The organism is Acidovorax sp. NB1, assembly GCF_005405905.1.
Classification (GTDB): Bacteria; Pseudomonadota; Gammaproteobacteria; order Burkholderiales; family Burkholderiaceae_C; genus Acidovorax.
This window is the reverse complement of record NZ_BJHU01000016.1, coordinates 254,224-275,990: the sequence shown is the minus strand read 5'-3', so window position 1 is coordinate 275,990 and position 21,767 is coordinate 254,224. Positions and strand designations below refer to the sequence as shown.

Genomic DNA, 21,767 nt, shown 5'->3' with positions numbered 1-21,767 from the left:
CACAGCTCGCGCCGGTTGGCGCCTTCCTGCAGTGCCAGTTGCACAAACTCTCGTTGGGTGGACATGAGATCTCTCGGTTGCCAAGGCATAGGTTTCTCCTGGGCAGGGTTTGCCAAGGAGAAGTGTTTCCTATGTCCCCGCACACCTGTTACCCATGTGTCCGGTCTGAACAGGCGAAGCAAAAGAAAGTGAGTCGCCCGCCGGGGCGACAACCCGGCCTCCGCCCTGAACCCAAGCATGCTCTAAAGACCAGCACGCCAAGGCTTCGACAAGCTCAGACCGAACGGTTCGCAAGCCACATGAACTTCGACAGCCCCGCCCCTCACAGCCAGCAGGCATTCACTACAAAAACAATAGCTATTAACGCTTTACCAGCAGGCGGCGGCATCCATTTCAACCAAAAAAATCAATCACCTACCTCCAACCTCCGCCCATACTGCACCAGACTCGTCTGCTTCAACGCCTTCATCATCACCTTCGCCGCCGGCGACAACAGCCGGTCTGCCCGCGTGATGATTCCAAACGCATCCATATGGCACGGCATCGCCAGCGGCAACACCGTCACGATCCCATGCGCCGCGTAATAGCGCGCCACATCCTCCGCCACCACCGCAATCATGTCGCTCTGCTGCAGCATGCGCGTGATGAACAACAGGGCCGATGTCTCCACCGTGTGCAGCGGCGGCGCCAGCCCGTCCTGCTGGAACATCAGGTCAAACCGGTGCCGCAGCACGCTGCCCGCAGGCGGCACGATCCAGCTGGCCGACACCACATCGCGCAGCGTCAGCCCGCTCATGCTCGACAGCGGGTGGCCCGGGCGGGTCATGGCGCAGACCAGCTCCTCCGTCAGGGACTCATAGCGCAGGTTCTCCTTGTCGTGCTCCTCATACAGGCGGCCCACCACGATATCGAGCTTGCCCTGCTCCAGCCGCTCCAGCAGCACCGGGCTGGTTTCGATGTCGAGCGAAATGCGCAGGCTGGGGTGCTCTTGCTTGACCTGCGCCACGGCGGCGGGCAGCAGGCTCAGGCCCGGTGAGGTGATGGCGCCGATGCCCACCTGGCCGTAGTGCCCGCGTTTGAGCGCACCGATCTCGTCATGCGCCTGGTTCAGGTTGGCCAGGGCCATGCGCGCGTGGCGAATCATCGTTTCGCCATACCAGGTGGGGCGCATGCCGCGCGGCAAGCGGTCGAACAGCGACACCTCCAGCACGTCCTCCAGGTCCTTGAGCAGCTTGGACGCGGCGGGCTGGGTCATGCTGAGCACCTGGGCGGCGCGGTGGATGTTGCCCTCTTCGGCCAGGGCCACCAGCAGCAGCAGTTGGCGCGTCTTGAGGCGGGCGCGGATGAACCAGTGGTTGTAGGTACTCATGGACGGTGTGGCAGCAGCAGGAAGAGAAGGAGGGGTTTTCCAGAATGCAAAGAACGATATGTATTTTGTCTAAAAAACGATTGGATTGATATCAAAACCTTCCATAGACTTCGCCGCAACTGCAACAAAGGCTCCTCTCCATGAAGCTCGGCGACCTCCAGCTCAGCCCCCGGCACCTGATCAATGGCCGGTGGGAAATCGGCACCACCACCGGCATCAGTACCAACCCGTCGGACACCCGCGAGGTGGTGGCCGAATATGCCCGCGCCGACCGCAACCAGACCGAGCTGGCGGTGCGCGCCGCAGCCGATGCCCTGCCCACCTGGAGCCAGAGCACGCCCCAACGCCGCGCCGACGTGCTGGACATGATCGGCAGCGAGCTGCTGGCCCGCAAGGACGAGCTGGGCGCGCTGCTGGCGCGTGAAGAGGGCAAGACCCTGCCCGAAGGCGTGGCCGAGGTGGCGCGCAGCGGGCAGATCTTCAAATTCTTTGCAGGCGAGGCGCTGCGCATTCAGGGCGAGCTGCTGGCCTCCGTGCGCCAGGGTGTGCAGGTGGATGTGACCCGCGAGCCCGTGGGCGTTGTAGGCATCATCGCGCCGTGGAACTTCCCGTTCGCCATCCCGGCCTGGAAGATCGCCCCGGCCCTGGCCTATGGCAACACCGTGGTGTTCAAACCCGCCGAGCTGGTGCCCGCCTGTGGCTGGGCGCTGGCCGAAATCATCAGCCGCAGCGGCCTGCCCGCCGGTGCGTTCAACCTCATCATGGGCAGCGGCCGCGAGGTGGGGCAGACGCTGGTGGATCACCCGCTGGTCAACGCGCTGAGCTTTACCGGCTCCGTCGCCACGGGCGACCGCATCCTGCGCGCCGCCAGCCAGCGCCGCGCTAAGGTGCAGTTGGAAATGGGCGGCAAGAACCCGCTCATCGTGCTGGCCGACGCCGACCTGGACCAGGCGGTGGACTGCGCGCTACAGGGCTCGTACTTCTCCACCGGCCAGCGCTGCACAGCGTCGAGCCGCCTCATCGTCGAGGCCGAGGTGCACGACGCCTTTGTGGCCCGTCTGCGCAACCGGCTGGCCAGCCTGAAGGTGGGCCACGCGCTGGAACGCGGCACCGAGATGGGCCCGGTGGTGGACGACAACCAGCTGGCGCAGAACCTGGGCTACATCGACATTGCGAAGAGCGAGGGAGCGGAGCATGTCTGGGGTGGCGAGCGCCTGGAGCGCCCCACCCCAGGCCATTACATGAGCCCCGCCCTCTTCCTGGCCCGCCCCGAGCACCGCGTGGCGCGCGAGGAAATCTTTGGCCCCGTGGCCTGCGTGCTGCGGGCTGATGACTACGACCACGCGCTGGCCCTGGCCAACGACACACCCTTTGGCCTGTGCGCGGGCATTTGCACCACATCGCTCAAGCGCGCCATGCACTTCAAGCGCCACGCTGCCGTGGGCATGACCATGGTGAACCTGCCCACGGCGGGTGTGGACTTCCATGTGCCTTTTGGTGGCCGCAAGGAGTCGAGCTACGGCGCCCGCGAGCAGGGGCGCTACGCGGCCGAGTTCTACACCACCGTCAAGACGGGCTACATGCTGGCCTAAGAAGGTGGGAAGGAACCCAACATGCCCGCTCATGTCGCCAAAACACTCCCGCTCGTCGTTGCAAATGCTCGCCATAGCCCGAGCTATGACTGCGCTTTGCGCCTAGAGCGGAAGCGTTTTGGCAACCTGCTCTGGCACGCTGGATTCCTTCCAACCTTCTGAACCATCCTTCATCCCATCGCTGCTTTTCCATCCCGCAACCGTCGTCAACCAACCATTACAGACAGGAGACAAGATGATGAAAATGAACCGCCGCACCGTTGCTGCCGCCTTGGCCAGCGTGCCCGTGGCTGCCTTGCTGCCCGGCGCCGCCTGGGCGCAAAAGCCCCTCGTGCTGGGCTTCAGCCAGGTGGGGGCCGAGAGCGAATGGCGCACAGCCAACACCGAGTCCATCAAGTCGGCCGCCAAGGAGGCGGGCATCGAGCTGAAGTTCTCGGACGCGCAGCAAAAGCAGGAGAACCAGATCAAGGCCATCCGCTCGTTCATCGCGCAGAAGGTGGACGTGATTGCGTTCTCGCCCGTGGTGGAGTCGGGCTGGGAGCCCGTGCTGCGCGAGGCCAAGGCCGCCAAGATCCCCGTGGTGCTGACCGACCGCGCAGTGAACACCAAGGACACGTCGCTGTATGTGACCTTCATGGGCTCGGACTTTGTGGAAGAAGGCCGCAAGGCCGGCCGCTGGCTGGTGGAGAAGATGAAGGACCAGAAGGGCGAGGTCAACATCGTCGAGCTGCAAGGCACCGTGGGCTCCGCCCCTGCCATCGACCGCAAGAAGGGCTTTGAAGAAGTCATCAAGGCCGACCCCAAGTTCAAGATCATCCGCAGCCAGACCGGCGACTTCACCCGTGCCAAGGGCAAGGAAGTGATGGAAGCCTTCCTGAAGGCCGAGGGCAAGAAGATCAATGTGCTGTACGCGCACAACGACGACATGGCGATTGGCGCCATCCAAGCCATCGAAGAGGCCGGCATGAAGCCTGCCAAGGACATCGTGATCATCTCCATCGACGCGGTGAAGGGCGCCTTCGAAGCCATGATCGCCGGCAAGCTCAACGTGAGCGTGGAGTGCAGCCCCCTGCTGGGCCCGCAGCTGATGAGCGCCGTCAAGGACATCAAGGCAGGCAAGGCGGTGCCCAAGCGCATCGTGACCGAAGAAGGCATCTTCCCGATGGAAGTGGCGGCGAAGGAAATGCCTAACCGCAAGTATTAACCCCCTGAGGCGCTGCGCGCCTTCCCCCTTTCTCTCGCATCGCTGCGCGATGCGGGAAGGGGGACGCCACCGGCCCGGCGGGGCGGCCCTTGGGCGGTGGCTCTGGCACTGGGCCGCGACAGTTTCGTAAGGCCGTGACGCATCCAAGCGGCAATCAAATCAAAACAACATCAGGAGACAGACTCAAATGAAGCGTGCAATTTTCAAGGCCGTGTTGGCCACCGTGGCACTGGCTGCCATCGGAGCCACGTCCGTGGCATCGGCCCAGGACAAGGGCACCATCGGCATCTCGATGCCCACCAAGTCCTCAGCGCGCTGGATTGCCGATGGCGACAACATGGTCAAGGTGCTCAAGGACCGGGGCTACAAGACCGACCTGCAGTACGCCGAAGACGACATCCCCAACCAGTTGGCGCAGATCGAGAACATGATCACCAAGGGCGCCAAGGTGCTGGTGATCGCGTCGATTGACGGCACCACGCTGTCGCGCGTGCTGCAAAGTGCGGCCGACAAGGGCGTGAAGGTCATTGCGTACGACCGCCTCATCAAGGGATCAAAGAACGTGGACTACTACGCCACGTTCGACAACTTCCAGGTGGGCGTGCTGCAGGCCACGTCCATCGTGGACAAGTTGGGCCTCAAGCAAGGCAAGGGCACGTTCAACATCGAACTGTTCGGCGGTTCGCCCGACGACAACAACGCCTTCTTCTTCTACGACGGCGCGATGAGCGTGCTGCAGCCCTACATCGACAGCGGCAAGCTTGTGGTGCGCAGCAAGCAGACCGGCATGAACAAGGTGGGCACGCTGCGCTGGGACGGCTCAGTGGCCCAGGCGCGCATGGACAACCTGCTGTCGGCCTACTACGGCAAGGACAAAGTGCATGCGGTGCTGTCGCCCTATGACGGCATCTCCATCGGCATCCTGTCCTCCCTCAAGGGCGTGGGCTACTGCACCGCCCAGCAGCCCTGCCCTGTGGTCAGCGGCCAAGACGCTGAGGTGCCTTCCATCAAGTCCATCCTCAAGGGCGAACAGTCTTCCACCGTATTCAAGGACACCCGCGAGTTGGCCAAGGTGGCCGCCAACATGGTGGACGCCGTGCTGACCGGCAAGCAGCCTGAAATCAACGACACCAAGACCTACAACAACGGCGTGAAGGTGGTGCCGTCGTACCTGCTCAAGCCGGTGGCGGTGGATTCCTCCAACTGGAACGCGGTGTTGGTCGGCAGCGGGTACTACAAAGAGTCCCAAATCAAGTGAGCGGGGCGCGGCTCAAAAAACTCTTCTGGCGTTGTTGCTACGTCTTGTCGTACTGACCGTACTGCCTGCGACGCAGCGCCTAGCCAGAACCGCTTCGCTGAGTTTTGTGAGCCGCTAAGTGCAACGTGCGGAGGGGCTTTGGAACGCTGATCGGTGGTCCTGGCCCCTCCCCTCTGAGATCCCAGAGGACATACCCATATTTCCTCAACGAGCCCGAGCAATGCTTCTTGAAATGCGGAACATCCGCAAAACCTTCCCCGGCGTGGTGGCGCTGAACCAGGTCAACCTGCAGGTGCAGGCCGGGGAGATCCATGCCATCGTCGGCGAAAACGGGGCGGGCAAATCCACGCTGATGAAGGTGCTGTCGGGTGTGTACCCGCACGGCAGCTACAGCGGCCAGATCCTGTTCGACGGGCAGGAGCGCCAGTTTGCGGGCATCCGCGACAGCGAGCACCTGGGCATCATCATCATTCACCAGGAGCTGGCGCTAGTACCGCTGCTGTCGATTGCCGAGAACATCTTCCTGGGCAACGAAACCGCGCGGCACGGCGTCATCGACTGGATGGCCGCCCACAGCCGCGCCCAGGCGCTGCTGCACAAGGTGGGCCTGCGCGAATCGCCCGACACGCCAGTGGGCCAACTGGGGGTGGGCAAGCAACAGCTGGTGGAGATTGCCAAGGCGCTGTCGCGCAAGGTGCGCCTGCTGATCCTGGACGAGCCCACCGCCAGCCTGAACGAGAACGACAGCCAGGCCCTGCTGGACCTGTTGCTGGAGCTGAAAGCCCAGGGCATCACCTGCATCCTGATCTCGCACAAGCTCAACGAAATCTCGCGCGTGGCCGATGCCATCACCGTGCTGCGCGACGGCAGCACCGTACAGATGCTGGACTGCCGCGAAGGCCCGGTGAGCGAAGACCGCGTGATACAGGCCATGGTGGGCCGCGAGATGAGCGACCGCTATCCGCAGCGCCAGCCTCAGGTGGGCGAGATTGTTTTTGAGGTGCGCAACTGGCGCGCCCACCACCCGCAGCGCAGCGATCGCGAGCACCTCAAGGGCATCGACCTGAACGTGCGGCGCGGCGAGATCGTGGGCATCGCAGGCCTGATGGGCGCAGGCCGCACCGAGCTGGCCATGAGCATCTTTGGCCGCTCGTGGGGCCAGCGCATCAGCGGCGAGGTGCGGCTGCACGGCCAGCCCATCGATGTGAGCACGGTAGAGAAAGCCGTGAGTCACGGCCTGGCTTATGTGACCGAAGACCGCAAGGGCAATGGCCTGGTGCTGAACGAAGACATCCAGTTCAACACCTCGCTGGCCAACCTGCCGGGTGTGTCGTTCGCCAGCGTGATCGACAGCGGGCAGGAGCACCGCGTGGCGCAGGACTACCGCGAGAAGCTGCGCATCCGCTGCTCGGGCGTGGACCAGAAGACGCTGAACCTGTCGGGCGGCAACCAGCAAAAAGTGGTGCTGAGCAAATGGCTGTTTACCAGCCCCGAAGTGCTCATCCTCGACGAGCCCACGCGCGGCATCGACGTGGGCGCCAAGTACGAGATCTACACGCTCATCGCCCAGCTGGCGGCCGAGGGCAAGTGTGTGATCGTGATTTCTTCGGAGATGCCAGAGCTGCTGGGCATCACGGACCGCATCTATGTGATGAACGAAGGCCGCTTTGTGGCCGAGATGCCAACTTCAGAGGCCTCGCAAGAAAAGATCATGCGAGCGATTGTGAAAGCCAGTTGATATGAGCCAGACCACCCATCCCCCCGCCAGCACGCTGGCCGACGGAAACCCAACAACTGCGGCGCGGCACGACAAATCGCTGCTACAGCACCTCCAGCACAACCTGCGCGAATACGGCATGCTGATCACGCTGGTGGCCATCATGGGCTTCTTCCAGTACATGACCGAGGGCACGCTGATGCAGCCCTTGAACCTCACTAACCTGGTGCTGCAGAACAGCTACATCGTCATCATGGCGCTGGGCATGCTGCTGGTCATCGTGGCCGGGCACATCGACCTATCGGTGGGGTCTGTGTGTGGCTTTATCGGCGCGCTGGCAGCGGTGCTGATGGTCGAATACAACTGGCACTTTGTGCCTGCCACGCTGGTGTGCCTGCTGTGCGGCGGGGTCATTGGCGCCATTCAAGGCAGCTTTGTGGCGTTCTCGCGCATCCCCTCGTTCATCGTCACGCTGGCGGGCATGCTGGTGTTCAAGGGCTTGGCGCTGGCGCTGCTGGCGGGGCAGTCGGTGGGGCCGTTCCCCTCGGCCTTCCAGATGCTCAGCTCGGGCTTCATCCCCGACCTGTTCAGTGTGGAAGGGCTGCGCATGACCTCGCTGCTGTTGGGCGCGGCCGTGGCTGCAGCCCTAGCCGTGGGCGGCCTGCGCCAGCGCGCCAACCGGCTGCGCCATGGCGTGCAGACAGAGCCTGCGGGCCTGTTCATTGCACGTACCGTGGTGTTTGGCGGGCTGCTGGTGTACTTCAGCTACCTGCTGGCCTCGTACAAGGGCCTGCCCAACGTGCTCATCGTGATGGCGCTGCTGATCGTGCTGTTCGACTTCGTCACCAGCCGCACCACCATCGGCCGCCGCATCTACGCCATGGGCGGCAACGAGAAGGCGGCCAAGCTCTCTGGCATCAAAACCGAGCGGCTCACGCTCTACGCCTTCATCAACATGGGCGTGCTGGCGGCCCTGGCCGGGCTGGTGTTTGCGGCGCGGCTCAACACCGCCACGCCCAAGGCCGGCTTGGGTTTTGAGCTGGACGTGATTGCAGCCTGCTTCATCGGCGGCGCATCGGCCTCGGGCGGCGTGGGCAAGGTGATGGGCGCGGTGATCGGCGCCTTTGTGATGGGCGTGATGAACAACGGCATGTCCATCCTGGGCATCGGCATCGACTACCAGCAGGTCATCAAGGGCGTGGTGCTGCTCGCCGCCGTGCTGGTCGATGTCTACAACAAGAACAAGGCGTGATGGCCGCCATGGACGCATCCACCGCCCCCGCCCCTGCTGCTGCCCCGGTGCTGCAGCTCTCGGGCATCCACAAACAGTTTGCGGGCATCACCGTGTTGCGCGATGTGCAGTTCAACCTCTACCCTGGCGAGATCCATGCGCTGATGGGGCAAAATGGTGCGGGCAAGTCCACGCTGATCAAGGTGCTGACGGGCGTGCTGGAGGCCAGCGGCGGCCAGATGCGTCTGGGCGGTGAAGCCGTTTGGCCAGACTCGCCGCTGGCCGCGCAGCGCCTGGGCATCAGCACGGTGTACCAGGAGGTCAACCTCTGCCCCAACCTCTCGGTGGCCGAGAACATCTTTGCAGGCCGCTACCCGCGCTGCGGCATTGCGCAGGGCTTTCGCATCGACTGGGCCACGCTGCACCAGTGCGCCCGTGACCTAGTGGCGCGCATCGGGCTGCAGATCGACGTGACGCGCCTGCTGTCGGACTACCCCGTGGCCGTGCAACAGCTGGTGGCGATTGCGCGCGCACTCAGCATCGAATCGCGTGTGTTGATCCTGGACGAACCCACCTCCAGCCTGGACGACGACGAAGTGCAAAAGCTCTTTGAGGTGCTGCGGCGCCTGCGCAGCGAGGGGCTGTCTATTGTCTTTGTGACGCACTTTTTGAACCAGGTGTATGCCGTGTCCGACCGCATCACCGTGCTGCGCAATGGCAGCTGGGTGGGCGAGTGGCTGGCCAAGGACCTGGGCCCGCAGGCGTTGATTGCTGCCATGCTGGGCCGCGACATGGCGGCTGCGTCGGAACAACCCGCACCAGCACCCGCTGTGGACAGCCGCCAAGCCACGCTGCTGCAAGCCGAGGGGCTGGGGCAGGACACGCAACTGCAGCCGCTGGACCTGCAAATCCGCGCGGGCGAGGTGGTGGGTCTGGCCGGGCTGCTGGGCTCGGGCCGTACCGAGCTGGCGCGCCTGCTGTTTGGCCTGGAGCAGCCCGACCGGGGCGCACTGCGCATCGACGGGCAGGTGGTGAAGTTTGCGAACCCCATGGACGCGATTCGCCACGGCCTGGCCCTCTGCCCCGAGGAGCGCAAGACCGACGGCATCGTGGCCGAGCTGTCGGTGCGCGAGAACATTGCACTGGCGCTGCAGGCCCGCATGGGCGTGGGCAAATTCCTCTCGCGCGCCGAGCAGACGGCGCTGGCCGAACGCTACGTGAAGCTGCTGGGCATCAAGACCGAGACAGTGGACAAGCCCATCGGCCTGCTGTCGGGCGGCAACCAGCAGAAGGCCATCCTCGCGCGATGGATGGCCATCGAGCCGCGCCTGCTCATCCTGGATGAACCCACGCGCGGCATCGACGTGGCCGCCAAGCAGGAAATCATGGACCAGATCCTGCGCCTGGCACAGGCGGGTATGGCCGTGCTGTTCATCTCTTCCGAAATGAGCGAGGTGGTGCGCGTGGCGCACCGCATCGTGGTGCTCCGCGACCGCCGCAAGGTGGGTGAGCTGCCAGCGGGCAGCAGCGAAGACGCCGTCTACGACCTGATTGCTGCCGAACATGTCTGAACGCTCCCCTTCCCTTTTGGTGGCGCTGCTGCGCCACCGCCTGGCCTGGCCGCTGATCACGCTGGCGCTGCTGCTGATCGTGAACACCGTCTTCAACAGCAGCTTCCTGCACATCGAATGGCGCGACGGCCACCTATACGGCAGCCTCATCGATATCCTGAACCGCGCCGCACCGCTGGTGCTGGTGTCGCTGGGCATGACGCTGGTGATCGCAACGCGCGGCATCGACATCTCCGTGGGTGCGACGGTGGCCATTGCAGCGGCCGTGGCAGCGTGGCTGATCGGCGGCTCGGTATCGGGCAACGAAAGCCGGTTTCCACTCCCAGTCGCCATCTTGGGCGCCATCGGCATCGCACTGCTGTGCGGGCTGTGGAACGGCGTGCTGGTGGCCAAGGTGGGCATGCAGCCCATCATTGCCACGCTGATCCTCATGGTGGCGGGCCGGGGCATTGCCCAGCTCATCACCGACGGGCAGATCATCACCATCTACTACACGCCCTACTTCTTCATGGGCGGCGGGTACCTGGCGGGGCTGCCTTTCTCGCTGTTTGTGGTGGCTGTGGTCTTTGCCGTGCTGTACCTGGCCATCACGCGCACGGCGCTGGGTCTGTTCATCCAGGCGGTGGGCATCAACCCCACGGCAGCGCGCGTGGCGGGCGTTCAGGCGGGGCGACTCATTGTGGCGGCCTATGTGTTCTGCGGCGTGTGCGCGGGCATTGCGGGGCTGCTCATCAGCTCCAACGTGAAAAGCGCGGACGGCAACAACGCCGGGCAGCTGCTGGAGCTGGACGCCATCCTGGCCGTTACGCTAGGCGGCACCGCCCTGACCGGCGGACGCTTCAGCCTGGTGGGCAGCGTGATTGGCGCGCTCATCATCCAGACGCTGACCTACGCCATCTACTCGCTGGGCGTGCCGCCCGAGATCAACCTGGTAGTGAAGGCCGTGGTGGTGTTCATCGTGATGCTGCTGCAGTCGCCCGAGTTCCGGGCGCAAGTCGGCGCGCTGGCACGCCGTCCTGGCGCGGGAGCCTTGCAATGAGCGCCGTGCCCAAGACTGCAGGCTTCAGCAGCGTGAGCCCCCCTGCCCCACCGGCCGCCGATGCGCGCGCGCGGTTCAACCCCAAGTACCTGCCGCTGGCTGCCACCATCTCGCTGTTCGTGGCCATGGCCACGCTGGGCTCGGTGCTGTACACCGGCTTCTTCTCGGCCCAGGTGTTCCTCAACCTGCTGATCGACAACGCCTTCCTCATCATCGTGGCGGTGGGCATGACCTTCGTGATCCTGTCGGGCGGCATCGACCTCTCGGTGGGCTCGGTGGTGGCGCTCTCCACCATGGTGCTGGCTGCGCTGGTGGAGCACCGGGGCTGGAACCCGATGGTCGCCATCCCGCTGGTGCTGCTGATGGGCACGGCGTTTGGCGCGTTCATGGGTTTCCTCATCGAGCGCTTTCGGCTGCAGCCGTTCATCGTCACGCTGGCCGGCATGTTCCTGGCGCGCGGGCTGTGCTACCTGATCAGCATCGACTCGATCAGCATCACGCACGAGGGCTATTCGGAGCTGGCCCAGTGGCGTCTGCCACTGTGGGAAGGCGCATCGCTATCGCTGGGCGCGCTCATTGCCATCGCGGTGCTGCTGGTGGCGCTGTTTGTGGCGCACTGCACGCCCTTTGGCCGCAGTGTGTATGCCGTGGGCGGTAGCGAGCATTCGGCTGTGCTCATGGGCCTACCGGTGCGCCGCACGCTCATTGGCGTCTACACGCTCTCGGGCTTTTGCTCGGCGCTGGCGGGTGTGGTGTTCACGTTCTACATGCTGTCGGGCTATGGCCTGCATGCCGTGGGCATGGAGCTGGATGCGATTGCCGCCGTGGTCATTGGCGGCACGCTGCTCACCGGCGGTGTGGGCTATGTGGCGGGCACGCTGTTTGGCGTGCTCATGCTCGGAATCATCCAGACCCTGATTTCCTTCGACGGCACGCTCAGCTCCTGGTGGACGCGCATCGTCGTCGGTGTGCTGCTGTTCGCTTTCTGCCTGCTGCAGCGGCTGCTTTCGCGCCGCTAGGGCAAGGCCCGTTGATTCTTCATTTCTCCTCTTTCTCTCGCACCCCACCATGACCACCCCCAAGCGCAAACTCCGCTCCGCCGAATGGTTCGGCACCGCCGACAAAAACGGCTTCATGTACCGCAGCTGGATGAAGAACCAGGGCATCCCCGACCATGCTTTCGACGGCCGCCCCGTGATCGGCATCTGCAACACCTGGTCCGAACTGACCCCGTGCAATGCTCACTTTCGCAAGATTGCCGAGCATGTGAAACGCGGTATTTACGAGGCGGGCGGCTTTCCGGTCGAATTCCCGGTGTTCTCCAATGGCGAATCCAACCTGCGCCCCACGGCCATGCTCACGCGCAACCTGGCCAGCATGGATGTGGAAGAGGCTATTCGCGGCAACCCCATCGACGCCGTGGTGCTGCTGGTGGGCTGCGACAAGACCACGCCCGCGCTGCTGATGGGCGCGGCCAGCTGCGACGTGCCCGCCATCGTGGTCACGGGCGGGCCCATGCTCAACGGCAAGCTCGACGGCAAAGACATCGGCTCGGGCACGGCCGTGTGGCGCCTGCACGAATCGCTGAAGGCGGGCGAGATCAACGAGCACCAGTTCTTTGCGGCCGAGGCGGGCATGTCCCGCTCCGCCGGAACCTGCAACACCATGGGCACGGCCAGCACCATGGCCTGCATGGCCGAGTCGCTGGGCACATCGCTGCCGCACAACGCCGCTATCCCAGCCGTGGATGCGCGCCGCTATGTGCTGGCCCACATGTCGGGCAAACGCATTGTGGAGATGGCGCACGAGGGGCTCACGCTCTCCAAAATCCTGACGCGCGAAGCGTTCGAGAACGCCATCCGCACCAACGCTGCCATCGGCGGATCGACCAACGCCGTCATCCACCTCAAGGCCATCGCAGGCCGCATTGGCGTGCAGTTGGACCTCGAGGACTGGACCCGCATCGGCCGGGGCACGCCCACGCTGGTGGACCTGCAGCCCTCGGGCCGCTTCCTGATGGAAGAGTTCTACTACGCAGGCGGGCTGCCCGCTGTGCTGCGCCGCCTGGGCGAGAACAACCTGCTGCCCCACCCCAATGCCCTCACCGTCAACGGCAAGAGCCTGTGGGACAACGTGCGCGAAGCCCCGCAGTACAACGACGAAGTCATCCGCCCGATCGACAACCCGCTGATTGCCGACGGCGGCATCTGCATCCTGCGCGGCAACCTGGCGCCGCGTGGCGCGGTGCTCAAGCCCTCGGCCGCCTCGCCCGAGCTGCTCAAGCACCGGGGCCGCGCCGTGGTGTTCGAGAACCTGGAGCATTACAAGGAGCGCATCGTCGATGAGAACCTGGACATCGACGCCAGCTGCGTGATGGTGCTCAAGAACTGCGGCCCCAAGGGCTACCCCGGCATGGCCGAGGTGGGCAACATGGGCCTGCCGCCCAAGCTGCTGCGCCAGGGCGTGAAGGACATGGTGCGCATCTCCGACGCCCGCATGAGCGGCACCGCCTACGGCACCGTGGTGCTCCACGTGGCACCCGAGGCGGCTGCACTCGGCCCCCTGGCTGCTGTGCGCGACGGCGACTTCATCGAGCTGGACTGCGACAACGGCCGGTTGCACCTGGATATCAGCGACGAGGAGCTGGCAACACGCCTGGCTGCATTGGCGGGCGCCGACAACGGCGGGCGCGGCGGCTACCAGCGCCTGTATGTGGACCATGTGCTGCAGGCCGACGATGGCTGCGACTTTGACTTCTTGGTCGGCTGCCGGGGGGCTGCTGTGCCCCGCCACTCGCATTAAGGTGCCCTCTGAGGCGCTCGCCGCAGTCAATTGCTACAAATTCAATAGCTACCAGCGCCTATTCGATTGGCGCTAGATGCATATTTCACTCAAATTCTTACTCGCACCCGCACCCGCCATGCCAGCCCCCCATTCCCTCCAAAACCCTCGCTACCGAGGCATCTTCCCCGTCGTGCCCACCACGTTCCATGAGGACGGCACGCTCGACCTCGACAGCCAGAAGCGCTGTCTCGACTTCATGATCGATGCGGGCGTGGATGGCGTCTGCATCCTGGCCAACTTCTCCGAACAGTTCTCGCTGTCGGACGCCGAGCGCGAAGTCCTCACCCGCACATCGCTGGAGCATGTGGCGGGCCGCGTGCCGGTCATCGTCACCACCACCCACTACGGCACCCGCGTGTGCGCCGAGCGCAGCCGCGCAGCGCAGGACATGGGTGCCGCCATGGTGATGATCATGCCGCCCTACCACGGCGCCACATTCCGCGTTCCCGATGCACAAATCTACGAGTTCTATGCCCGTGTATCCGATGCGATAAGCATCCCGATCATGGTGCAGGACGCACCTGCCAGCGGCACGGTGCTGTCGGCCCCGTTCCTCGCACGCATGGCGCAGGAGATCGAGAACCTTGCCTACTTCAAGATCGAAGTGCCCGGGGCGGCCAGCAAGCTGCGCGAGCTGATCCGCCTGGGCGGCGACGCCATCGAAGGCCCGTGGGACGGTGAAGAAGCCATCACGCTTCTGGCCGACCTGGATGCCGGTGCCACGGGTGCGATGACGGGTGGCGCTTTCCCAGACGGCATCCGCCCCATCATCCAGGCGCACCGCCAGGGCGATGCCGACCTGGCCTTTGCGCTGTACCAGCGCTGGCTGCCCCTCATCAACCACGAGAACCGCCAGGGCGGCATCCTGACGGCCAAGGCGCTCATGAAGGAGGGCGGCGTGATCACTTGCGAGGCAGGTCGCCATCCCTTCCCGGCCATGCACCCCGAGGTGCGGCGCGGCCTGATCGACATCGCGCGGCGGCTGGACCCGCTGGTGCTGCGCTGGGCACGCTAAGCAGGAAACGCATGGTGCCTGCACGTTTTCTGGTGCCCGCCGACGCGGGACTGATTGCCCTGGACTGGGGCACCAGCGCGTTGCGCGCCTTCCGCATGGGCGCGCATGGCGAGGTGCTGGAGACGCGGCACCGCCCCTGGGGCATCATGAACCTGCCCCCGGCCGCAAGCGAGGTAGCCGATACGGAACCCGGCGCCGCATTTGAACGCGCGCTGCAAGACACCTGTGGCGACTGGCTGGCCGCCTCACCCGGCCTGCCCCTGCTGGCCTGCGGCATGGTGGGCAGCGCCCAGGGCTGGCGCGAGGCCAATTACTTGCCCGCGCCCACCTCGCTCGATGCACTGGCCCAGGGCCTGACGTTGGTGGCACGGCGCGATGGCCCGCCGCTGCACATCGTTCCGGGCCTGCTGCAGCAAGGCACGCTGCCCAATGTGATGCGCGGTGAAGAAACGCAGGTGCTGGGTGTGCTGGCGGGCCTTGCACTGCCTGCAGACGCGCCCGTGCTTATCGGCCTGCCCGGTACCCACAGCAAATGGGTGCTGGCACGCCGGGGGCGCATCGAGCAGTTCCACACTTTCATGACCGGCGAGGTGTTTGCGACCCTGCGCGGCCACACCATCTTGGGCAAGACCATGCAGGCTGCAGCGGCCCCCGACAACGAGGCCTTTGCGCGCGGGCTGGAAGTGGCGCGCGGAAGTGACGCTGCACTGGGCCTGCTGTCGCACATCTTCAGCACACGCACATTGGGTCTCACAGGCGCGTTGGCGCCCACCGCACAAGCGGACTACCTCTCGGGCCTGCTGATCGGGCACGAGGTCGCCAGCCTGGTACGCGCACAGGATCAAACCCCAACCAAACCGCAGGCGCTGGTGCTTTGCGGCGAGCCCGACCTGTGCCGCCGCTACGCCATCGCATTGCAGACCTACGGCTTTGCCGCCCCCACCATCGCCACGCAGGCCACGGCCACCGGGCTGTGGCAAATCGCGCTGGCGGCGGGGCTGGTCGTTGCGCCCGCATCCTCCTCTTCTTTACCCCCCATCACCGTCGGGAGCCTGCCCGCATGAACCCCATCGACAAAGCCCTGTTCCATATCCTGCAGCGCTGCGGGCTCATCGCCATCCTGCGCGGCGTGCAGCCGCACGAGGTGGTGGCCATCGGCCATGCGTTGTACGACGCAGGGTTTCGCATCATCGAAGTTCCGCTCAACTCCCCCGAGCCGCTGGCCAGCATCCGCGCGCTGCGCGACGCACTGCCTGCAGACTGCCTGGTGGGCGCAGGCACCGTGCTCTCCATCGAGGCCGTGGCCGATGTGGCCGCAGCCGGTGGGCAGATCATCGTCATGCCCCACAGCGACCCCGATGTGATCCGCGCCGCGCGCGCCGCTGGCATGGCCTGCGCGCCCGGCGTGGCCACGCTGACCGAGGCCTATGCCGCGCTGGCGGCGGGCGCCAACATGCTCAAGCTCTTCCCGGCCGAGGCCCTGCCGCCCCATGTGCTCAAGGCCTGGCGCGCCGTCATCACGCCGCCCATGGCGCTGGTGCCCGTGGGCGGCATCGTGCCCGAGAGCATCGCGCCGTATGCCGCCGCTGGTGCCAGCGGGTTCGGCCTGGGCTCGGCCCTGTACCGGCCCGGTGACCAGGCCGCCGAAGTGGCGCACAAGGCTGCTGCGTTTGCGCGGGCGTGGCAGGCGTCGTTTGGCACCTCGCCCGCTACCGCCTGAACGCCCGCCCACTCGTCCCCAACAACTCCGCGTTTCGCAACGCATTCCACTGCCCCCATGAAGATCACCCGACTCACCACGTTCATCGTCCCGCCACGCTGGTGCTTCCTCAAAATCGAAACCGACGAAGGCATCACCGGCTGGGGCGAGCCTGTGCTGGAGGGCCGCGCCCACACCGTGGCCGCTGCGGTCGATGAGCTGGCGGACTACCTCGTCGGCAAAGACCCGCGTCACATCGAAGACCACTGGACGGTGCTTTATCGGGGCGGCTTCTACCGGGGCGGCGGCGTGCATATGAGCGCACTGGCTGGCATCGACCAGGCGCTGTGGGACATCAAGGGCAAGGCGCTGGGCGTACCCGTGGCCGAGCTGCTGGGCGGCAATGTGCGCAGCCACATCAAGGTCTACAGCTGGATCGGCGGCGACCGCCCCAGCGAGACAGCGGCCGCAGCCCAGGCCGCCGTGGCGCGCGGCTTCACGGCAGTGAAGATGAACGGCACCGAAGAAGTGCAGTACGTGGACAGCTACGACAAGGTGGAGCGCTGCCTGCAGAACGTGGCCGCCGTGCGCGAGGCCGTGGGCCCCAACGTGGGCATCGGCGTGGACTTCCACGGCCGCGTGCACCGGCCCATGGCCAAGGTGCTGGTCAAGGAGCTGGAGCCCTACAAGCTCATGTTCGTCGAAGAGCCCGTGCTGAGCGAACACGACGAGGCGCTGAAGGAGATCGCCCGCATCTCCTCCACCCCCATCGCCCTAGGCGAGCGACTGTACTCGCGCTGGGACTTCAAGCGCGTGCTGCAAGGCGGCTACGCCGACATCATCCAGCCCGACCCATCGCACGCAGGTGGCATCACCGAAACCCGCAAGATCGCCAGCATGGCCGAGGCCTACGACGTGGCCCTGGCCCTGCACTGCCCACTGGGGCCCATTGCATTGGCCGCCAACCTGCAGCTGGACGCGGTTTGCTACAACGCCTTCATCCAGGAGCAGAGCCTTGGCATCCACTACAACCAGGCCAACGACCTGATGGACTATGTTTCCAACCCCGAGGTGTTTGCGTACGAAGACGGGATGGTGGCGATACCGAACGGACCGGGGTTGGGCATTGAGGTGAACGAGGACTATGTGCGCGAGCGGGCACAGGAGGGACACCGGTGGAGGAATCCGGTGTGGAGACACAAGGATGGGAGTTTTGCGGAGTGGTGAGGGGACGTGATGAGCTGATTTGGAGGGTGGTGCCTGGGGGTGAGCTGCTTTGGGCGGCGGATTCAACAGGTCGCTTTAACACACTAGCAATTACCCAGGGATCCTCTGCACGAATCCCTGCGAGCTGTGCATACAGGAGCGGAACAATCCGCGCATGAAGCAACGCAGCCTGGGCTTAAGCAACACCGTCAAGCGCACTCGCAAGCGCGAATTTCTAGATGCCATGGAGTTGGTGGTCCCCTGGGCCGAATTGGTTTCGCTGATAGAACCCTACGCCCCAGAGAGCGGGCGCCGGGGCCAGCAACCTTTTGCGGTGCAGCCCCTGCTGCGCATCCACTCATGCAGCAATGGTTCAAGCTCAGCGACCCGGCCATGGAAGAAGCCTTGCACGACGTGCCCACCTTTCGGGACTTTGCGGGCCTGTCACACTGGGACGAACACATTCCCAGTGAATCGAGCATCCTGCGCTTTTGGCATCTTCTGAAGCGCCACAACCTGGCAGATCAGATCCTTGCCACTGTCAATGCCCTGCTGCAAGCCAAAGGGCTGCAACTCAAGGCAGGCACGGTAGTGGATGCCACGCTGATTGCAGCGCTAACATCCACCAAGAACGAAGGCAAGGCACGAGACCCCGAGATGCACCAAAGCAAGAAGGGCAACGAGTGGTACTTTGGTATGAAGGCCCACATCAGGGCGGACGCCGAGTCTGGGTTGGTGCACAGCGTGCGAGGCACCAGCAGTAATCGCTGCTTTCCAACCTCATCATGGACCTTGCCCAAGGCATCTTTGTAGTCCGATAGAGGTGGTTTGGTATCTGCCCCATCACTGAACATCCAACCCTTGAGCCGACCGACCGAATCGACGCACTGCTGAGCCAGTTGTTGCATATTTTGGCGGCAGTTCAGATCCGCTTGGCAGATAGCAAAACTGAGGGCTCCTATACCGACCAGCACCAGCAAAGCTGGGATTCAAGCCTTTTGGATCGCTCAGCCGCAACGGATCGCCCTTCATCTTCACATAGGCAAATCGATTCCCCCATCCAGCCCAATCGGATCACCTTGCGTATAACTCCAGCCCATCGTCAGGCTGTAGCTGCGGAAGTAGTTGTAGTGCAGCTTGATCTCGGGGTCAAAGTACTGCCCCCGATACCGCAGGTTGAACGTGACCTCCGGGATGCTGGTGGCGCCCGTGGTCGGGTTGGTGCTCTCGCTGGTGAACCGCTTGGCCCCGATGGTCGGCTGTTCGTCTCCAAACGCACTGTACGCCCATTTCCAGGCCACTTGGCCGTCGGGCTGGGTGAGTTTGCGGGGGGTGTTCAGGTGGTCGCTGTGGACGGCGTAGGTTTGGCCTTTGATCACTGCCGCTATGGGCATGGGGCCGCTGGCGGTGGGTAAATAGATGTATTGCGCTGTGCCGGTGCTGTTGCTGCCGCCCGAGCCGTATTCGCCCAGCAGGCTGCCGTCTTCTGCGTAGATGTAGCTGTAGCCCAGCTTTTCTGCGTCGCTGGTGCCGGGGCTCCAGAGTTTGCTGAAGAAGTTCAGGATTTGCTGGATCAGGCCGATGGGTTCTGCCTGGGTCTCCTTGTCGTCTTCATCAGCCAACAGATTGTTCAGGTTCTTTTTGCTGTCGCGGCTTTGGGTGTTGCTGTACAGCGGCTCCGTCTTGAACACGCGCTGGCCCAGGCCGTTGTGTGCGTATTTGGTGGTGGGCGCGTCTTCGCCCTGGCCGGTGCGGGCGCTTTCCATGCGGCCTTCGCTGTCGTAGCAGTAGCTGGTCAGGCCGTCGCCCAGCAGGTCGCCTGCGCTGTTGTATTGGTAGGTGACGCTGGTGCTGGCGCTGTTGCTGCCTGCGGTGACTGTCTGCTCAAAGCCCAGCAGGCGGTTGTGGCTGGCGTCGCCGCCGTAGGTGCGGCTGGTGGTGCTGGCTGCCACGTCGCGGGTGCTGGCGGTGCGGTTGCCGTTGGCGTCGTACGAGAAGGTGGCCGCATCCACGGGGGCGTTGGCCGCCGTGGTTTTGGTAAAGCCGGTGATGCGGCCTGCCGGGCTGTATTGCACCGTCCAGGTGCTGGTAGCCTGGCTGATGGTGCTGGCCTGGGGGTTGGTGTTGGCCGGGCGCCAGAGTTTTTGCGTGAGGGTCTGGATGCGCCCCGCCGCGTCGTACTGGTAGCTGCTGAAGTCGGTGGCAGTGAGCTGGCGTTACAACTCAGACTGGTGCAGTCGTCAGCGTAGGCGATCAGGGTTGCCCCGCTGAGCAAGTGAGCGTGCGGTTTCGCTACACCGGCACATGGGACTCCCTAGAATGCACTGCTCCTACCCGCAGCACCGTCCCATGTCCCTCCCCCCCTTCCCCATCCGCACCGAATGCCCCCCCGGCACCTGCGTCTGCGACCGGGATGCTTTGCTGCAGACGCCGGGCGGCGACGTGCGCATCCTGATGCTCACGCGCACCGAAGAGAAAAAGATGCTGGAGCGGCTGGAGAACCTGGGCAGCCTGGCAGACCTGCGCAGGATGCAGGAGCGCATGGAGCAGCAGCTGGGCATTCGCCTGTCGATCACCCAAAGCCCGCATGAGGTGCGCAGCCTGCGTGGCATTGCGATCCTCGTGCATGAGCAGCCGGGGCTGTGCCGCAAGACGCGGCAGGCCATTCCGGCGGCGATCAAGAAGAGCATGGATGCGCAGCCGCAGATCACGTTTGACCTGCTTGACGAAGGAGGGTTGTTTGGCGGCTTCTAAAGGCATCGGCCACACGACGCCCCACCGGCCTCACGCCCGACGGACTGATTGACTGACTGCGCATGCAAGACGACCTGTTTAGTGACGCGCTGCCCAAGCCCCCTGTGGGAGATGTTGCGGCGCAGGCGTCCACCCCAAAACCCACCCCGGAGGCCGAGGCTCCCGCGCGGCGCAAGCGGTCTGGCGTGGTGGCCCCCATCGCTGCCGACGAGGCATTGAAGGCCCTGGCCACCGCCCTGCCTGCGCGGCTTCGGCTGGGCACCTCGTCGTGGACCTACCCCGGCTGGAAAGGGCTCGTGTGGGAGGGGGAACACTCCGACGCACAGCTCTCCAAACAAGGACTGGCTGTGTATGCGCAGCACCCGCTGATGCGTACGGTGAGCATTGACCGCAGCTTTTACCGCCCGCTCACGGCAAGCCAGTTTGAGCGCTATGCGTCGCAGGTGCCCGACGACTTCCGGTTTGTGGTGAAGGCGCCCAGCGTGGTGACGGATGCGCTGGTGCGCAGCGAGGACGGCCGGGGCCGCCAGCCCAACCCGGCGTTCTTGAGCCCAGAGCTGGCACGCAGCGAGTTTGTAGAGCCCGCGCTGCAAGGTCTGGGGCACAAGCTGGGGGCGCTGGTGTTTCAGCTCAGCCCCCTGCCCCTGGCACAGCTGGACCGCATGCCCCTGCTGCTGGAGCGCCTGCGCACCATGCTGCTCGCCTTGCCAGCCCTCGCGCCGATGGCCCCCGATGGCGTGATTGCGGTGGAGGTGCGCGACCCCGAATGGCTGACCCCCGACTTTGCCGCCGTGCTGCGCGAGGCGTGCGCCACCTACTGCCTGGGCCTGCACGCCAAGATGCCGCCCCTGCAGGCCCAGCTGCCCATGCTGCGTGCGCTGTGGCCCGGCCCCCTGGTGTGTCGCTGGAACCTGAACCCGGTGCATGGCCCTTATGGCTATGAAGACGCCGAGCGGCTGTACGAACCCTACGACCGGCTGCACCACCCGGACCTGGAAACGCGGGCGGCGCTGGCAGCGGTGATTGCGGGCATCACGGGCCGGGGACAGAACGCGCTGGTGACCATCAGCAACCATGCCGAGGGCAGCGCGCCGCTGACAGTGCGGGGGGTGGCGGAAGAGGTCGTGAAGCTGGGGGCGCGGTAGGCACTGCCAGTTGCACGGGTTCAGAGCCCAAACGCGGCTTACGGATTCGTACTCACTGATCCAACACCGTTCGGGCTGAGCCCGTCGAAGCCCTGCGCTGCGCTTCGACAGTCTCAGCCCGAA

General features: G+C 64.8%; 17 protein-coding genes and 1 pseudogene. 16 read left to right on the top strand and 2 right to left on the bottom strand.

Annotated elements, in window-relative coordinates; genetic code table 11:
- Positions 1-406: 406 nt before the first annotated feature.
- Positions 407-1,369, bottom strand: coding sequence for a LysR substrate-binding domain-containing protein (locus AvAM_RS08035; protein WP_015013820.1), 963 nt, complete (start codon positions 1,367-1,369; stop codon positions 407-409).
- A gap of 140 nt (positions 1,370-1,509) precedes the next feature.
- On the opposite strand from AvAM_RS08035, the gene AvAM_RS08030 reads away from it, so the two are divergent.
- The 14 genes and pseudogenes from AvAM_RS08030 to AvAM_RS07965 form a co-directional block, all read left to right on the top strand.
- The gene (locus tag AvAM_RS08030) at positions 1,510-2,961 is read left to right on the top strand and encodes an aldehyde dehydrogenase family protein (protein WP_063462988.1); all 1,452 of its coding nucleotides are present in this window, start codon (positions 1,510-1,512) and stop codon (positions 2,959-2,961) included.
- A 238-nt stretch (positions 2,962-3,199) separates the two neighbouring features.
- Positions 3,200-4,165: an ABC transporter substrate-binding protein gene (locus tag AvAM_RS08025; protein ID WP_137746565.1), complete on the top strand. Its 966-nt coding sequence runs from the start codon at positions 3,200-3,202 to the stop codon at positions 4,163-4,165.
- A gap of 187 nt (positions 4,166-4,352) precedes the next feature.
- On the top strand, positions 4,353-5,423 hold the full coding sequence (chvE, locus tag AvAM_RS08020; protein ID WP_137746564.1) for a multiple monosaccharide ABC transporter substrate-binding protein: 1,071 nt from the start codon (positions 4,353-4,355) through the stop codon (positions 5,421-5,423).
- A gap of 220 nt (positions 5,424-5,643) precedes the next feature.
- Positions 5,644-7,161: a multiple monosaccharide ABC transporter ATP-binding protein gene (gene mmsA / locus AvAM_RS08015; RefSeq protein WP_137746563.1), complete on the top strand. Its 1,518-nt coding sequence runs from the start codon at positions 5,644-5,646 to the stop codon at positions 7,159-7,161.
- A 1-nt stretch (position 7,162) separates the two neighbouring features.
- Entirely contained in the window at positions 7,163-8,392 is a 1,230-nt protein-coding gene (gene mmsB / locus AvAM_RS08010; protein ID WP_137746562.1) for a multiple monosaccharide ABC transporter permease, read from the top strand.
- Between the two features lie 8 nt (positions 8,393-8,400).
- On the top strand, positions 8,401-9,942 hold the full coding sequence (locus AvAM_RS08005) for a sugar ABC transporter ATP-binding protein (protein WP_137746561.1): 1,542 nt from the start codon (positions 8,401-8,403) through the stop codon (positions 9,940-9,942).
- Positions 9,935-10,981, top strand: a complete 1,047-nt coding sequence (locus AvAM_RS08000) for an ABC transporter permease (RefSeq protein ID WP_137746560.1) — start codon at positions 9,935-9,937, stop codon at positions 10,979-10,981. The genes AvAM_RS08005 and AvAM_RS08000 overlap by 8 nt, the downstream gene beginning before the upstream one ends.
- The gene (yjfF, locus tag AvAM_RS07995; RefSeq protein ID WP_137746559.1) at positions 10,978-12,000 is read left to right on the top strand and encodes a galactofuranose ABC transporter, permease protein YjfF; all 1,023 of its coding nucleotides are present in this window, start codon (positions 10,978-10,980) and stop codon (positions 11,998-12,000) included. The genes AvAM_RS08000 and yjfF overlap by 4 nt, the downstream gene beginning before the upstream one ends.
- A gap of 49 nt (positions 12,001-12,049) precedes the next feature.
- On the top strand, positions 12,050-13,783 hold the full coding sequence (locus AvAM_RS07990) for an IlvD/Edd family dehydratase (RefSeq protein WP_137746558.1): 1,734 nt from the start codon (positions 12,050-12,052) through the stop codon (positions 13,781-13,783).
- Between the two features lie 118 nt (positions 13,784-13,901).
- A complete protein-coding gene (locus AvAM_RS07985; protein ID WP_137746557.1) occupies positions 13,902-14,840 on the top strand; it encodes a dihydrodipicolinate synthase family protein in 939 nt (312 codons plus the stop codon).
- 11 nt (positions 14,841-14,851) lie between these two features.
- Positions 14,852-15,904 carry a 2-dehydro-3-deoxygalactonokinase gene (locus AvAM_RS07980; protein WP_137746556.1) on the top strand — a complete coding sequence of 351 codons (1,053 nt, stop codon included), beginning with the start codon at positions 14,852-14,854 and terminating at the stop codon, positions 15,902-15,904.
- Positions 15,901-16,560, top strand: coding sequence for a 2-dehydro-3-deoxy-6-phosphogalactonate aldolase (locus AvAM_RS07975; RefSeq protein WP_137746555.1), 660 nt, complete (start codon positions 15,901-15,903; stop codon positions 16,558-16,560). The genes AvAM_RS07980 and AvAM_RS07975 overlap by 4 nt, the downstream gene beginning before the upstream one ends.
- Positions 16,561-16,617: 57 nt before the next feature.
- Positions 16,618-17,766 (top strand): galactonate dehydratase, encoded by a 1,149-nt coding sequence (gene dgoD / locus AvAM_RS07970; RefSeq protein WP_137746554.1) that lies wholly within the window; start codon positions 16,618-16,620, stop codon positions 17,764-17,766.
- Between the two features lie 154 nt (positions 17,767-17,920).
- Positions 17,921-18,510: pseudogene (locus tag AvAM_RS07965) on the top strand (IS5 family transposase); the annotation flags it as partial.
- Positions 18,511-18,779: 269 nt separating this feature from the next.
- Here the strand turns inward: AvAM_RS07965 and AvAM_RS07960 are convergent.
- Positions 18,780-19,820, bottom strand: a complete 1,041-nt coding sequence (locus AvAM_RS07960; protein ID WP_137746553.1) for an RHS repeat protein — start codon at positions 19,818-19,820, stop codon at positions 18,780-18,782.
- 274 nt (positions 19,821-20,094) lie between these two features.
- Here AvAM_RS07960 and AvAM_RS07955 point away from each other — a divergent pair, with 274 nt between their 5' ends.
- Together AvAM_RS07955 and AvAM_RS07950 are read left to right on the top strand one after the other, a co-directional pair.
- Positions 20,095-20,499 (top strand): hypothetical protein, encoded by a 405-nt coding sequence (locus AvAM_RS07955; RefSeq protein ID WP_137746552.1) that lies wholly within the window; start codon positions 20,095-20,097, stop codon positions 20,497-20,499.
- A 62-nt stretch (positions 20,500-20,561) separates the two neighbouring features.
- A complete protein-coding gene (locus AvAM_RS07950; protein WP_171012161.1) occupies positions 20,562-21,644 on the top strand; it encodes a DUF72 domain-containing protein in 1,083 nt (360 codons plus the stop codon).
- The last annotated feature ends 123 nt before the right edge of the window (positions 21,645-21,767 follow it).